Raw genomic sequence first — 16,514 nt, 5'->3', positions numbered from 1 at the left:
ATTTTCTATGCGACAAGTTGTTTAAGCATATTACTTACAACCTGCAACTCAGGTCTTAATGTAATTTATTAGCTTTAACGCTAGTAAATTCTACTCTAACTACCTATGAAGGCGATAACGTTACCTCTAATCTTAGTATTAAGTATTTCTACAGCAGTCGGTCAGGAGTATGACTCAATCCAGGTAAATACATGGACAGAGCAAGCATCGGCTCATGAGAAGCAGTCCGATTTTGACAGCGCCATTTTTTACTATGAAAAAGTTGAGCAGGCGTTGATGCCCATCGTTTTATCTGCAAAAGATTCACTGTTATCTGTTGAATACATAAGGGTAATGGACAAACTGATGATCATGTCGTTCTTTTCAGGCAAATTTGAAAATTCCACATCTATTGGGCATCAGGCATTAAAAGCTATGAATACTATCTGGCCTGAAGGTGCTCAGATAGGAGCACAGATCCATTTTTCTTTAGGCAATATATATTTACGTTTCAAGCAGACGGACAGTGCCAGATATTACCTGGAACAATGCCTCAAAGTCCATAAAACATTTCTGCCGGAGACTGATGGCAGGAAATATGATGTCATCCAGGTACTTGCCGGTGTATATGCGCAGGAAGGTAATTATGCCAAAGCCTTGGACAGCTACAACCAGGTCCTCGATTTTTATAAACAAAACCTGGATCCGTCGGATAACAAGATAGGCAATACGTATATCTACATTGGTCACTTGTATCAGGATTATCTTGGTGATCTGCAAAAAGCGCTGGAATATCATCTGCTGTTTTTTCAACAACGACTGGCGACTAACGATAAAATCAGCCGGCCGGTTGGAGTAGCCTATGAAACGATAGGCATTAGTTACAATCTACTTGGTAGATACGATAAATCGCTGGATTATTATCTGAAAGCACTATCAATCTATAAGAAAGTGTTAGCACCTGAAAGCCCGACAATAGCTAACGTGATGCATAACATTGGTTCAACTTTGAATCATAAGGGCAACTACACAGGTGAGTCCAATTATCATGAGGAGGCATTAACATATCATAGTGACGCACTGGCCATGAGGAAAATGGCATATCCTGAAGTAAGTTATAAGGTAGGCAGTAGCTACAAAGACATGGGCATCACCTTATCTGCACTTAACAGGCATGATGAAGCCTTAAGTTATCATAAGCGCGCTTTGAAGGTACTTGAAGAAGTATTCGATAAAGATAACCTGGAATTGGCAGCGGTAAATATAGATATGGGTGATGCATTGGACAAAAGTGGCAATTATAAGCAAGCGATGACTTACTATATGCGTGCACTTGAGATTGTACATTTATCATTTACGAATAAACATCCTACCCTGGCAGTGATACATAATAATATAGCCAGGATATATGCAAGGCAAAACGATACACAGCTATCCTTGTCACATTTTCACAAAGCATTGATGGCCAATGTAAAAGGCTTTGATGATACGGATATAATGGCTAATCCCTCGCCGGAGATGGTTATGACCGCCATTAACAACGACAGCTATCTTACTTCATTGAACGGTAAAGCCAATCAGCTTAAACTTTCCACCACCATCAAAGACCATGAACTGTACGCAGATTCAGCATGGCAATTATCTGTGGCATTAGTCGATCATATCAGAAAAGAGTACAAGAGTGATGACATGAAGCTTAATCTGCAGGCCAGATCATTACCTCTCTATCAATCGATGATTGATAACTTGTATGATCTTTACGAGCAATATCAGGATCCCACGTTCTTGCGTCGAATATTTAATGTAGTTGAAAGATCAAAAGGAACGGTTTTATTTGAGTCCCTCAAAGCTGATGATGCGCTGAGTTTTGCAGGCCTTTCCAAAGAGATCAATGATAAGGAGAATGCGCTAAGAAGTTCCATCAATTTTTTCGAAAATATTATTTATGAACTAAGTAACCAGCCTGATAGTGTAAATTCTACCAAATTGCTTGACTATCGGTCTTCATTGTTGGACAAGCAAGATTCTTATGATTCCCTGTTGAATTTTTTAGAGCATAACTACCCGGAATATTATCGGATCAGGTATGCTACAAGTTCAATAGAAATACCGGAAGTGCAGCAAACACTGGACGGTGAAACATTACTGTTGGAGTATTTTATCAGCAATAACTACCTGTACAGGATCGGTATAAATGCCGAGACTTTTGAGGTAGACCGTATCGCGATAAATAAAGATTTTGAAAATGATGCCTTAAAGTACCTTGGGTTCTTAAACAACAGAAGTGTTGCGCTGAGTTCAGAAAAGAATACCGTCGTCAGTTATCTTAATGAAGGGCACGATCTTTATCAAACCTTATTGGGTGGAAGAATTATGCAAGATTCAAAATACCGTAAACTTCTTGTTATACCCGATGGCGTTTTAGGTTATCTCCCCTTTGAAGGCCTTGTCTCCGACAAAGTAAATTCATCTATGGGATTACCGGATATCCCTTATCTTATCAAAGATTATAATGTGCGTTATGCCTACTCAGCGGGCCTTAGCATTCTGGATGTATCAAAACGAAATAAGAACACTGAGGTAAGTTTTATCGGATTCGCTCCATCCTACCCCGGCGATTATTTACTGGCTTCCTCAAGAGGGTTGGAGCAGCTTGATTCTGCTACCCGGGCCGGTGTGTCCCCGTTAGTTTATAACCAAAGAGAAGTTGAAGGAATTGGTAGCTTGTTAAAGGGTGAAGTAATTATTGGTACAGATGCTTCGGAAAAGGCGTTCAAGACAAATGCCAAAAGAAGTAAGATATTACACCTTGCCATGCATGGCCTGACAAATGACCATAATCCTCTTTACTCCGGCCTGCTGTTCGCCCCTGCAGACACTACTGAACAGGAAGACAATTTTCTCTATGCCTATGAACTTTACAATATGGACCTTAGCGCTGAGATGGCCGTACTTTCTGCCTGTAACACCGGCTGGGGTAGGTTAAGAAAGGGGGAAGGCATCATGAGCCTTTCAAGGGCCTTTCGTTATGCAGGTTGTCCTAATCTTGTCATGTCCTTATGGCAAGCCGATGATCAGGCAGCATTTGACCTAATGAAGGTTTTCTACCAGGGGATTGACGAAGGACTGCCCAAGGATGAGGCGCTGCGAAAGGCTAAGCTGGCATACATCGATACTCACGATAATATTCACCCTTATTTTTGGGCCAATTTTGTCCTTATTGGAGATGATAAACCCATAGCTATGGATGAGTGGCCTAAGATGTTCTACTTTATTTTAGCATTTATGGTGCTGATAATCATTGTTTTATTGGCAAGAAAAAAAGTTTTTCCCACTTCCTGAGTGATCACCTGTACCCGATGTCGAATTATGAGGCCAAATGGCAAAAAAATTCGGCATATCAATTTTTATCAGTCTTCTAACCTGGATAAATGGTTACACACAAGACCTTGAGAAAGTTGACCTTAAGCATCCGGTCAAACTAACAGGTTCGTTTTCAACCGGGTTGAAGTATTATGGCGCTTCAGGTATATCAAATCGATTTGATCCTCTGATCTGGACCAGTTCAGGAAATTTGAACCTGAACATTTATGGCGTAACACTTCCCTTTTCATTTTTGTACAGTACACAAAACAGTGAGGTAAGGCAGCCCTTTAATCGGTTTGGCGTTACCCCCAGGTACAAATGGGCAAAGGCCTATCTCGGGTACACCTCCATGAACTTTTCACAGTTCACATTTAGCGGTAATTCTTTTCTGGGAGGAGGCATAGAGCTAACCCCTAACAAATTTCGCTTCTCAGCTGTATATGGCAGGCTGAGACAAGCAGTAGCCAGCAATTTTAGTTCCTCATTTACCATACCCACTTACCGGAGAATGGGCTATGGTGTAAAAGTGGGTTATGGAGATACGAATAATTTCATAGACTTTATCCTTTTCAAAGCCTATGATGATGCCAATTCTATTATAGCAGAAGATAGCCTTAACATTAACCCACAGGACAACCTGGTAGTAGGAGTTAATGGGAGGTATAAACTTACGAAGCGACTTGGTGTTTCCTTTGAGCTTGCTACCAGCGCGGTAAACCGTGACAGACGAGCTGAAGAGACCAATTTGTCATCAAGAAAATGGCTCAATAGATTGGGAGGCCTCTTTCAGCCTACGTTTACTACGCAAGTGCATGATGCCATACAGGCCGGCATCAGTTATAACCTGGAATTCATTGATTTTTCTATTGATTATAACCGTGTAGACCCCGGTTATCAGACACTAAGCACTTATTTTTTCAACAACGACCGTGAAGAGATCACTTTTAATACAGGTCTGAGGTTAATGAATAACAAGCTATCTATCAGGGGCGGCATAGGCCAGCAACGAAATAACCTGGCCGGCGGAGAATCTACAACGCTCACACGTTTGGCAGGCAATGCTGGCCTCAATTATGTGATAAGCTCTAACCTGAATTTTGCTTTCACTTATAGCAACTTTTCTTCTACTGTGGAGTTCCTGGTGGATGAGTTTCAGGCCGACTCTCTGAACTATGCCCAGGTGAGTGAAAGTTTTGGGGCCAATATCATATACTCTCAAAGGAAAGGCTCCAAAACTCATTCGTTAGCGCTCAATGCCAACCTCCAAAGCCAGAACGTTGACACAGATACCGAGAATCCCGGATTGTCCAACAGCTCATTATGGAATGTGAACGGACGATACAATATCAATTTTATTCCGGTCAAAACCCGGCTGAACCTGGGGTTAAATTTCAATTCGAATGATCTGGCCGATCGCAGCACCCAACGCTATGGTCTAAGCCTTGGTGTTTCTAAAATAATGTTAAAAAATCGGTTGCAGACAGCGCTTAACCTGAGTGGGTATAATTCCTACCAGGGTGGAGTCCTGAATAATTTTACCTCAAATGGTAGATTTTCTGCGACCTATAAAGTGAACAATCATCATTCCCTGAGTTTAGGATCAAGTCTGATCTATCGGGAAATTAAAAGTACTGACCGGGACGTCAATTCCTTCGAAGAATACAGAGCAGATATCAATTACAGGTACCGGTTTTAAAAAAGCATCATCATGAGAAAAGTTACGTTTTTAGTACTGTTCATAAGTGTAGTTCCCTGGCTGTCAACATTTGTTAAAGCTCAGCGATTTCCGGCTACCACTTCACTTCAGTTAATTCCCCCCTATTCTGTGAACCTGGAAGACTATGCCTCTCCCGGCGTAGACAGGGTGTTTGTAACGGCAGTTTTTAATGATTTCAGTCAAAATTCATGGAATGTAAAATTCCGGGTCACTATACAAGGAGGAGGAGTTCAGTTACAAACCAACCCTGATGCAGCCCTACCGCCTATCCGCTTGGTTACGGGAGAGATGGAACAATTTACCGGTGCTGATCTGGCCGATTACTTTAGCTACAGTAATATGAGGATATCCGGTATTGACTTAGGAGAACTTCAAACAAGAGACGGAATTCCTGAAGGCATGTATACTTTTTCTATTGAAGTGCTGGACTACAATACAGGCGTCCCTATCTCTAACAAAGCCTCCGTTATGACTACACTTATTTTAAATGATCCACCTCAGATCACCTTACCGGTTTGTGGTGCACGTGTATTGGACACTGAGCCTCAAAACATACTGTTCCAGTGGCTACCACTTCATCAGGGATCTCCTAACAGCCTGTTTGCCACTTCTTATGAACTCACCATAGTAGAGATGCCGGAGGGTTTAAACCCTGAAGAGGCGGTACGTTCCGGGATACCGATATTTCAAACCACCACTGATGTTAATAATTTCTTGTACGATACGTCAGCGCCCTTATTGGAAAACGGTGTGACGTATGCTTATCGTATACGTGCTACAGACAGTGAAAACCTGGGGCTATTCAAAAATGACGGATACAGTAACGTCTGTTGGTTTACGTTTGGCTTCAGCACGGGTGGGGTGATTGAGCTCCATAGCCCTGCCCGTGAAACCATCATAAAAAGTGATGCTAAACCGGTCTTTCAGTGGAGTGCTCCCAACAATCTTAGTCAGGGTCAGCAGTTTCGATACCAATACAAAATTGTTAAGGTAGAAGAGGGACAAACTATAGAAGATGCTGTGCTCACTAGTGTGCCTTTTTACGAAGAAGAGTTTGCAGAGACGGTGTCAGACTTTGCATGGAGCTTTAGACTTCAGGAAGACCTGGAAACAGAAAGCCAGTATGCCTGGCAGGTCACTGCCCTTTCAGGAGAAATTGAAATTGCCAGTTCTACGCCGGCACTACTCCATTCAGCGCCGAAATTAAACTCTTTTTGGGCGGGCAGGCATGAAGTGAATATTGTCTCTTTGACAAATGAAGATTTTAGTAATCTATCCGGAAAGGGAAGCATCAAATTACAGGAGGATGGTACACAATACGAGATTAACTTTAGCGGACTAAAGCTGAAAGCGTTGGCAGGTAAACTATTTCTGGAAAGCGGTTCCATCAGCCAACTACTTCCCGATCAGTTCCCTGACATCATACTTGAACCGGTTACAGCTGTCAACGGTGAATCTACTTTTTATCCACAAAGCATTCACCTGGATCGTGACAAACTGGAAATCGCGGGACATGTGGAGTGGCCGTTGCCCTTTCCTGTACAATCCGGAGAATTAGCCTATGTGAAGTCCGGGAAACAGCGTGTTAATTTTGATAATCTTAAACTCAACGGGTACATAGCATTAGACAGTTCTAATCAGTTTCAACTGCTGGACCCGTTCGGATTTGATCTCCACCTGCCTTCATCTTCAAACTTCTTTTTACGAGAGAATAGCTATACCCAAAACTTCGATGTGGAAATGCTATTGCCCGAACCTGTTAAATCGGATAAGAACGGTCGCGTAATGGTGAAAATGAATAAGGTGCAACAGCTATTCTTCAATCAGGTAGAGCATATAGAACAACCTATTAAGCCGGTTCGAAACCTGAACATTCAGTTGATCCCAAAGCTGGTACATATAGACCTTTCCTCAGCGCAGTCACCCGGAGAATTTTCGGCTTCTGAAAGCTGGATGGGTCTGTACTTTGAAAAATTCGACCTGCTATTTCCTGAAAAAGTGGATGATCAGCAATTAACCTTCGACGAATCCATTACCCATAGTTTTGAGATAGAAGAAAATATAAAAGCATGGGTGGATGCGGAAGGTCTTGATTTGAAGGCCCAAAGAGCATTTACCGTAGTAGAAAAGGACTACTCCAGGTTCAATAACTTTTACGGGAAGGTCCGGGAAGTGGAAATTGACATCGCAAATAGTGTAGTACAGCAAGGTGAAGTCACCGGAGATATTCATATTCCACTCCTGGACAGTAAATATTTTGATTTTAATATTCCTATAAGTGATGAAGGGTTTGAAGAAGGTTACCTGGTAGAAGAGTTGATGGGCCAGGAATACACTTTTGGCAACGGAGCAGAAGATAAAGTGAGGGTGAAACTAGGTCAGGCCGTCTTTGCGGATAATGAACGGCTTGACCTGTCCGTTGCATTGGAGTGGCCTGCAACTCAGCTGATCATCGAGCAGGTACATGGTTTTAAAATATGGGGTAATGGTCAAATAGGATTTGAAACGCCTAATGGTACTACCGGACTGTCCAGGCAGGTAAGTGGTGAGTTACATGGTTATCCTATTGTGGCGCACTCGGTCAGTGCAGGGCTGGCAAAATCCAGCTACTATTTTAATGTGCTTTCTACCATAGCCGTTGATGAAGATCTGAGCGGAGAAAACGGTCCGGTTGAAATTTCCATGTACTCAGCCGAAGTAGCTGATCTGTCGGAAGTAGAAGTTGATATTTTGGAAGAAGGCAAAAACCTGGTTGAACCTAACCTTAAGCTACCTAAAAAAGGTCGATTGGCAACAGGAGAGATTATCCTCGAGCCTACTTATGTTAAGTTAGAGATAGAAGCAGGCACCGCAGAAGGATATATTAACCTCCTGAAAGACGATCCTGACTGGGGGGATTCATGGCAGGGATCACTTTCTGCTGAGATCACAGTGCCTACCACTTTTCATGCCAATGTCACCTTTATCAGCGGTAAAAAAGATGATTTTACTTACTGGTTTTTTGAAGGAGGCCTTGGCGTAGAAGGAGGTGAGGAGGATACTTCCGGGACCTCAGACAGTGGCAGCGCCGGAAAGAAAGGTAGCCGGAGCAAGCGTAAGTTTAAGGTCTCGCAAAAGCTGTCCAATGGATTGCCCCTGGGCCCCTTATTACTGGTAGGCGCAGACCTTAGGTTCTATAAAAATATGAGTCATTCGGATGACACTGCGGTAAGCGAAGGTGAAGATGAAGCTGAACTGGAGTTCCTCCCTGATCCTGACAATAGCTTTGGTATCTATGGGCGTATCGCCGGACTAGATCTGAAAACCCAGGGAGAAGCGTTTTCATTTGATGCTGCTTTTACCTATTCACGAACGGTAGGAGGTACTAACCGCTTTGGGTTTGAAGGAAATGTAGCTATAGGATCAACGAATGCTTCAGGTGAAAGCAGCCTGGGAACGGGTCATGGTAAATTCATTTACGATGAGGCGCAACAGTTCTACCATGGTGCTTTTAATATGGAAGTGGAATCACCCGGAAAACTGTGTGCTGTAGGAAATATGTCCTTTACCATGTCCCCGGACTACTGGCAGGTAAACCTGGGATCTGAAGAAGAAAAGATCGTTGTCACCCCAGGCTGTGCCGGGTTTACAGCAGAGGGTTTCCTGGAAGTAATGCCTGACCAGTTCTCATTAGGACTTGGATTTGGAAAAGCCATTCGCCTGAAGTCACCAGAGGTAAGTATCCTTGGCAACGATTTCATAGGTCGGGTAGATGCCGGTTTTGTGATCGGCGCTAAGGCGGCCGTCCGTTACAAGCCTTACGTATCGCTAATGCATGCGGGCGTATGGCTGGACGCATGGGCGGCCGTCTCTGTAGATTATGACACGTGGTTTGATGAAGGTACCTGGGAAATTGCCTCTGCCAATCTAAGGGGATATGCTACGGTTTATTTTGAGCCCTCACGAAGGATCACCGGAAGGGTAGAAGCTGAAGTGGAAGTACTCAAGTACGACGTGGAATTTGATATGGGATTTAACACATCGTTTTAACACACACCTATGAAGATTTTTAGCATTACATACGTATTGACTCTCGTCAGCCTTATAACCACGGCACAAGACAAAATCGTAGTGACCAATTCGAAAGAAGGTGACCGGATAGAGGTAAAGTACTATTGCACAACCGTATTTCACGACACCGACGTGAACTATTACCGCAGGGCCCTCGATGAAACCGAATGGACCAGACTGAACAACAAACCGGTTCATTGGGGGAATTATAAGATACCCGGGGAAATAGTTGAACAAGATAAACAAACCCACATGCTTACCACGGTTATTGACAGCCTGGGCGCCACCAACATGGAAGGGCTCCTGCAACTGATGGTGTTGATGAAGTCTTTTGAAAGTGCCCATTTCTCAAAATACCTGGGAATACAATTTACGGATACTACCACCTCCCATGGCACTACCTATAAGTATCGGGTCACCAAGGTTTTAGATGGACATGAAGAAACGGTAGGTATCTCAGAAGCCATAAAAGCAGGCCGTTATTTGCCTCCATCTCCGCCTGCCGGAGTGATCACAAAAATTCAAAAACGAAACATAGGTATATCGTGGCAACCTGAGACAATGCGATATTACGGGGTAAACATTTACAGAAATTCAACAGAAGATACCAATTGGAAAAAAATTGTGAAAAAACCGGTGATGATCAGTAAAGTAAGCAATGAAAGCGGTGAAAAGGGTTACCCGGAGCTATTCTACCGGGATGACAATCTCAAAGAAGGGGTGACTTACCGCTATAAGCTAACATCTGTAGACTTTTTCGGACAGGAGTCCCCCTTTTCAGGAGAGTTTGCAGTTCCGTTAAAAGACAGGACTCCACCGTTGGCGCCCGAAAAAAGTGAAGTCCGGGCAGACCATGAAAAACTTGAGATTGCACTAAACTGGCAATATGCCTATGATAGGGTAAGTGACCTGGATGGGTTTAATGTTTATCGCAGTGATAAATTTGACGGAACTTATACAAAGCTCAACCAGGCGCTATTACCTGCGCAGACTAACCAATTTGTGAGTCAGGTACCAGGGCCCTCGGGTTATTACTACTACGTTTCAGCAGTGGATCTGGCCGGAAATGAGGGTAAATCAGCCGTTCTGTTTGTTGAAGTTCAGGATTTAGTGCCGCCTGCTATTCCAAAGGGAGTAAACGTTCAGGCAGATACTTCTCTGGTCAGAATAACATGGCATCGCAACACGGAGCAAGACTTGAAAGGCTACCTGGTTTACCGTTCATTGGACAATGATCCGGGGAATGGGGTACTGCTGAATGCTGAAACCATAGCACAGAACACCTATATCGACAGGCTGCCTGCAAATACAAAGAACCGGTTTCACTACCGGGTAGTGAGTGTAGATAAGGCGTTCAATAAAAGCCGGCCTTCTCTCCCTGGAAGCACCTACCTGCCGGATGGTACAGCGCCACTGGAGCCTTTTATAAAGAAAGTGAAAATGACCGAAGCCGGCTTGAAAATAGATTGGTTGCCGGCTGCGGATAGTGACCTTAAAGCGGTCGAGTTATATCGTTCGTCGAAAGATGTGCAAGACCAACTGGTTACTACATTACCAGCTGCAAGCACATCATATGAAGATAAAAGGGTGACTGAGCGTGTAGGATATGCTTATTACCTGGTAGCGATTGACAGCGCCGGAAACCGTTCCGGAAGATCTAACCTGTATCATGGCAGTTGGGCGCTAGAAACACAGTCGAAGAGCCAGCATGAACTAAACGTTGCTTATGATTCCATTGGGCAGGCAGTCAGCCTGTCCTGGTCACAACATTCGACGGCCGGAGGGTATATACTTTACCGTAAAGCCAGTAATACGGCCTATTGTCCGCTGACCGGTTTAATCCAGGATACAGCCTATGTAGATAATGCCATAAAGAAAGGCAAGCAATATTACTACCGCATCCGGTCATATGGTACGGGTGGTGTGTTAAGCGAATCGGATAGTTACAGTATAGAAATAAAATGAACACATGATGAAAAAGAATATAATCATACTTATAGCCCTGTTGATGTCAATACGAGTAACGGGGCAGGTGGGGATAGGTAATACACCGTTTTTACCTACGCAGTCTGCCATGTTGGAAATTCAGCCCGGTGACATTTCTGCTCCCAGGGGATTGCTGATGCCAAGGTTCAATACAGCTATGGAGACAAATATCTCTACCAATAGTCCGGCAGAGGGGCTCTTGTATTATAGTTATGATAAAAAGCAGTTTATGTTTTTTGATAACACAAACTTTTTACGCCTTAATCCCTGGACACCACTTCCCGATTTTAGTGCAGTACATTTTAACGGGAAGGTTGGAATAGGTACGGATAATCCGCAGTATAAACTTGATGTAGAAAATGGAGATGCACATTTCTCCCGGAGTGTAACTATTGACAGTGACGCAACCATTGAAGGCAATTTAACAGTCAATAGTGGCGGTACACTTAATGGCTTTGGTACAGTACCGCTGGGAGGTATTATAATGTGGTCAGGTACAGACATTCCTGATGGTTGGGCTTTGTGCAGTGGTCAGGTGCTTAATGGTTACCAGACTCCTGATCTGACGGGAAGGTTTGTCATAGGATATGGTGGTATTGATGATTATGCAAATGCCGGAGATCTTAGTGAAGGAGGTACAAACCCTGGTAACACAGGTGGCCGGGATTCCGTAGTCTTAGCCGTAGAAGAGATGCCCAGTCATAATCATTATACCAACACACTTGATGCCGGAGCGCACTTTCACTATGTAGCTATAGATGGAACAGGTACTAATAACATTGGAGAAGCTTTAACTCTGGCTCATCACACGAATGAAGGTGGCCTTGAAGAATACCAGCTGAAGGATTTTCCGGGTGAGGCAAATGTGGGCCGATCAAGTACACAGTCGGATCATTCACACAGGGTTAAATGGGATGGAGGAATCAACACTCTGGACGGAGCCGAAAAAGGTGAAACGCAAGCTCATGAAAACCGTCCGCCCTACTATGTACTGGCGTTTATCATGCGTGTAAAATAGAAGTTTTAACAAAATATATGGCGTATGAAATGGCCGTTTAAAAAAACAAGCCTGGTAGTTGTGTTTCTTCTTTTTGTTAACCTTGCTCTGAAAGGTCAAAATCATCTGACAAATGAAGGCTATCTTACCGTTGTTCGAGGTACGGTACTATCCATAAATGGAAATTACCATCAACAGACCAGTGATCTCATTGCTATTGATACAGAGGCAACCATCAATTTGAATGGAAATCTGATCAATGAAGGTAACGGAAGCCTGACGGACGGCCTGGCAGGAACACTGCAATTTCATGGAGATTCTATATCTACTCCTGCCAGTACCATCATTTTGAGAAACTTTGAGTCGGATTTACAGTCCGTGGATGACTCTTTACGCGTAACCGGTAACCTGGAGATCACAGACCGTCTCACTTTCTCAAATGGTCATGTGGCTATGAAAAATGACAGTTTGTTTTTAACCTATCGAGTAGATATCAACTCATTTGGGGCACTTGATAATGAGGCTGAAAACAGGCGATTTCTTGTCAGCGGTACTTCAGGTCTTGCACAGAGCGGCAACGGACCTTTCTATTCCAGTTCGGAAATAATCAACCCTATAAACAAAGGTAACCTGGGGCTCACCGTAACTATGGCCGCCGGGTCTGGCGGAGAAATAGTGGTAAATCGCTATCATAATTTCAGTACTGCGCTGCCTAATAACAATATAGACAGGGTATTTGCCCTTTCTACTACTAATGAGCCTCGGGGTGGCACCGTTAATTTCCAGTACTTCGATACGGAATTGGGAGTACATTCAGGAAATGAACCTGTTTTGAGACTTTTCCACTCAGCCGATAATGGCATGACCTGGAACGTGGTAGAAGGGACTTTGAATACAACATTGAATGAATTTACCTCAGAAAATATTTCCGATGTAAGCGGGCTTTGGACCTTAGGCACCTGTAACTACCCGGAAGTTATGATCACCTCCAGCGATATCTCTTGTAGGAATACGATCATTAATGTCACTTCAAACGTGAGTTCACCCGGTAACTTTAGTTATCAATGGTACCGTTCGGGCGCGCTCCTGCCCGGAGAGACTAACGCAGACCTGGACATGGAAGTAACGGATCAGGCCATTGACCTGATGCTGGAAGTTATGAACGAATACGGCTGTGTTACCCGCACTCCGTTCAACATTGCTTTAAGAGCTTTGCCTCCGATGGACCTGGGAGAAGACCTTTTGAAATGTGTGGAGGACCGGGTTACCCTTGATGCCGGAATAGATTATCCCGCTTATCTTTGGCTGAATGAAGCCGAGGAAGTAGTGAGTACCGAAAGAACGTTACAGGCTGATATTGGCACTTACACATTGATCATACAAGATGAATTTGGATGTGAGAATAGTGATGAAGTAGCAGTGAGTAATTACGTGCAGCCTGTCTCCGACTTGCCTGATGAGACGCGCTTCTGTGGGACGAGTGTAATCTTAGGCGCTAATTTGGAAGGGCTTAATGCCGGCGCAACCTTCAGATGGACCAACCTTGCCGGAGATGTCATAGGCTCAGCTGCTACATTGACGGTGATGGAAGATGGAATGTATACCGTGTCCATCACCAATGAGTTCGGATGTCAGGTTTATTCCTCTACCCAGGTCACGCTGAATACCACTGATTTTGCCAATCTGGGAACGGATATATCCGTTGCCTGCAGATCAGTGGGGCTGGATGCCGGGTTTCCCGGATCGACCTATGTATGGTCAGATGGTAGCAGAAATCAAACGCTTGTGACAAAAGAGTCAGGTGAATTTTGGGTGGAAATAACCGATATCAACGGTTGTATTGATCGTGATACGGTCAATGTGGAGATTTTACCGGCATTGGATTCAGCCTTTTTTCTCTCTGCCACGGAAGCATTTGTGAATGATACGATATATTTTATCGGCCTTACCAGTGCGCCAACTACTTCTGTCACATGGGATTTCGATGACGGTACGGTGAAGAATGATACGCTTTTTCCTCTTCACCAATATGCGTCGGTCGGTGAATATGTCCCAATGCTTACCACCATTTTTGGTAATGGATGTGTGGACAGTTATAACAAACGGGTAGTTATCACTGAAGAAAAAGAAAGTGAGGGAGGACGTGTAGCGAAGCAGGCGCAAGTGTTTAAGAGTGTAAAGATCTACCCTAATCCGAACGATGGGCGTTTTAGTGTTGAGGTGGAGTTGAATGAGCCAATGCCTTTAGAGATTGAACTGGTACAGAGTGCGGCTGGCAGGACAATAGATAGCCGGTCTTCAGAAGCAAGTGCCGATCACTTCATGCGATTTGATTACAGCTATCTTAACGCTGGTGTTTATCACTTTATCCTGGAAGCAGCTCATGAACGTAAAGCCTATAGACTGGCATTTATGAGATAATATCACCTGATCAGGATGGCTTCAGACGAGTTCGGGATTAATTGTTAATAACTTTGTGAATAACTTACTAAAAGTGTTTACAACTATCTGCATAGTAACGTTTTTGTAGTGCAAAACTTGTGCGAAACAATGGCCTTGGAATCTTGCACTACAAAGGTATTATTACGAACTTAGATTCATCAAGTGAGAGATAATCACCTACAGATACAAAAGAGTATCAGATCAGTATTGAAAGTTTGTGAAATGGTGAGTCAAGACTTTTGGTGTCAAAATCAGGAGTTGAAATAGCTTAGCTACCATACTCAAAATTTCTTAGAATAGTCTGGAATAGGAATGATTTTTCATGAGACTTCCGGATCTGAAAAAAAGTCGAAGGGGTGTCAGTTTAACTGGAGCCTGAAATAGCCTTGGTTACAGAAGATGGATTGGAGGGCCTTACAATGGTGCAAGCCAATGTCAGGTTATTTGAGAACATTTATGAACGTCAGATTTCGTTGATGTACTTCGGTACAGATCGCGAATGAAGTAGTGAGAACGGTAACTTGACGTGAATAGAAGTTAAGGCTTTTATTCATGAAATGGGGACTTTCCTAAGAGAAGTCCCCATTTTTGTTTGATATGAAATAAGAGTGTTCAGATCAAAATAACTTCGGCGGCCAAAGAAATAAACAAAACCAACAACCACTACGCATTGTTTATTTCATGAATGCTTAATTTTGCGCCCACTAAAGACAGAAGTTATCAAAAAGTTCGACATACCTGAATACTATAAATCTTCCATTACCGGAAGAATTAAAGAGTCCCGTAAAATTCTTGACCCGCGTAAGAAAGACTTTAGTCCGTCGGTCTTAGATTTCGGCCCGGTTAAGTTCTATATAGCAAGGCACTTTGGGTTTTGTTATGGCGTGGAAAATGCCATTGAGATCAGTTATAAAGCATTGGAGGAAAATCCTGATAAGCGGGTGTTTTTGCTGAGTCAGATGATCCACAATCAGGAAGTGAATAATGATCTTCAGCAACGCGGCATCCGTTTTATAATGGATACGGATGGTACGCAATTCATTCCGTGGGAAGAACTCAATCCGGACGATATTGTGATTGTGCCTGCTTTTGGCACTACGCTTGAAATTGAACAAAAGCTGGAGGGGATGGGCATTGAAGTTCAACGTTACAATACCACTTGCCCCTTTGTAGAAAAAGTATGGAAGCGTAGCGCTAAACTCGGTGAGGAGAATCATACTATCATTATACATGGCAAACACAATCATGAAGAAACCCGGGCTACCTTTTCGCATAGTGCCAGTGGCGCACCCAGTGTTATCATTAAAGATATACACGAGGCTGAACAACTGGGCCGTATCATAAAAGGGGATCTTCCTGTCGGTGAATTCTATAAGATATTTGATGGTAAGTATTCGAAAGGTTTCGATCCCGGTTTGCATTTTGACAAAGTAGGAGTGGTGAACCAAACTACTATGCTGGCTACCGAAACTCAGGAGATTGCGGACTATTTGAAACAAGTGATGATCGATCTGCATGGAGACGATCACCGTGACCACTTTGCGGATACCCGGGATACGTTGTGCTATGCTACCAATGACAACCAGGATGCCACTTATGGTTTATTGGAAAAGGAGGCAGATCTGGCTGTAGTAGTGGGGGGGTATAACAGTTCAAACACCTCGCATATTGTAGAACTATGTGAACGTAAATTTCCCACTTATTTTATTAATGCCGCTCGTGAGATCGTATCTCCGGATGAAATCCACCATTTTGACTACCGCAATAAGAAAAAAGTGGTTTCCACCCAATGGTTGCCTAAGGAAGGTATAACCAACATTGTCCTGACGAGTGGGGCCTCATGTCCTGATACGTTAGTGGATGAAGTAATGCTTGAGATTTTAAAGTATTATCCCGATGCGTTGTCTGTCGAGGAATTATTGCATCAAATGGATATAGCGAACTGATCATGTTGCTTATTTTTTTGGCCATCGGAAC

General features: G+C 43.4%; 7 protein-coding genes. All 7 read left to right on the top strand.

Features of this window, described 5'->3' with window-relative positions; genetic code table 11:
* The first annotated feature begins 105 nt into the window (after positions 1 to 105).
* The 7 genes from FNH22_RS00540 to FNH22_RS00510 all read left to right on the top strand — a co-directional run bounded on the left by FNH22_RS00540 (position 106) and on the right by FNH22_RS00510 (position 16,483).
* Complete coding sequence (locus tag FNH22_RS00540) at positions 106 to 3,321, top strand: CHAT domain-containing tetratricopeptide repeat protein (RefSeq protein ID WP_143396333.1); 3,216 nt, start codon at positions 106 to 108, stop codon at positions 3,319 to 3,321.
* Positions 3,322 to 3,358: 37 nt separating this feature from the next.
* A complete protein-coding gene (locus tag FNH22_RS00535) occupies positions 3,359 to 5,041 on the top strand; it encodes a hypothetical protein (protein ID WP_143396332.1) in 1,683 nt (560 codons plus the stop codon).
* 12 nt (positions 5,042 to 5,053) lie between these two features.
* Positions 5,054 to 9,091, top strand: coding sequence for a hypothetical protein (locus FNH22_RS00530; protein ID WP_143396331.1), 4,038 nt, complete (start codon positions 5,054 to 5,056; stop codon positions 9,089 to 9,091).
* Between the two features lie 9 nt (positions 9,092 to 9,100).
* Positions 9,101 to 11,077 carry a fibronectin type III domain-containing protein gene (locus FNH22_RS00525; RefSeq protein WP_143396330.1) on the top strand — a complete coding sequence of 659 codons (1,977 nt, stop codon included), beginning with the start codon at positions 9,101 to 9,103 and terminating at the stop codon, positions 11,075 to 11,077.
* 7 nt (positions 11,078 to 11,084) lie between these two features.
* Positions 11,085 to 12,116 carry a tail fiber protein gene (locus tag FNH22_RS00520; RefSeq protein ID WP_221420183.1) on the top strand — a complete coding sequence of 344 codons (1,032 nt, stop codon included), beginning with the start codon at positions 11,085 to 11,087 and terminating at the stop codon, positions 12,114 to 12,116.
* Positions 12,117 to 12,140: 24 nt separating this feature from the next.
* Positions 12,141 to 14,516, top strand: coding sequence for a hypothetical protein (locus FNH22_RS00515; protein ID WP_143396329.1), 2,376 nt, complete (start codon positions 12,141 to 12,143; stop codon positions 14,514 to 14,516).
* A gap of 740 nt (positions 14,517 to 15,256) precedes the next feature.
* Positions 15,257 to 16,483 carry a 4-hydroxy-3-methylbut-2-enyl diphosphate reductase gene (locus FNH22_RS00510; protein ID WP_143396512.1) on the top strand — a complete coding sequence of 409 codons (1,227 nt, stop codon included), beginning with the start codon at positions 15,257 to 15,259 and terminating at the stop codon, positions 16,481 to 16,483.
* Positions 16,484 to 16,514: the final 31 nt, after the last annotated feature.

The organism is Fulvivirga sp. M361 (assembly GCF_007097395.1).
In the GTDB taxonomy this organism is placed as follows: Bacteria; Bacteroidota; Bacteroidia; order Cytophagales; family Cyclobacteriaceae; genus Fulvivirga.
The sequence above is the reverse complement of the archived record's forward strand: the minus strand, read 5'-3'. Positions and strand labels throughout refer to the sequence as shown.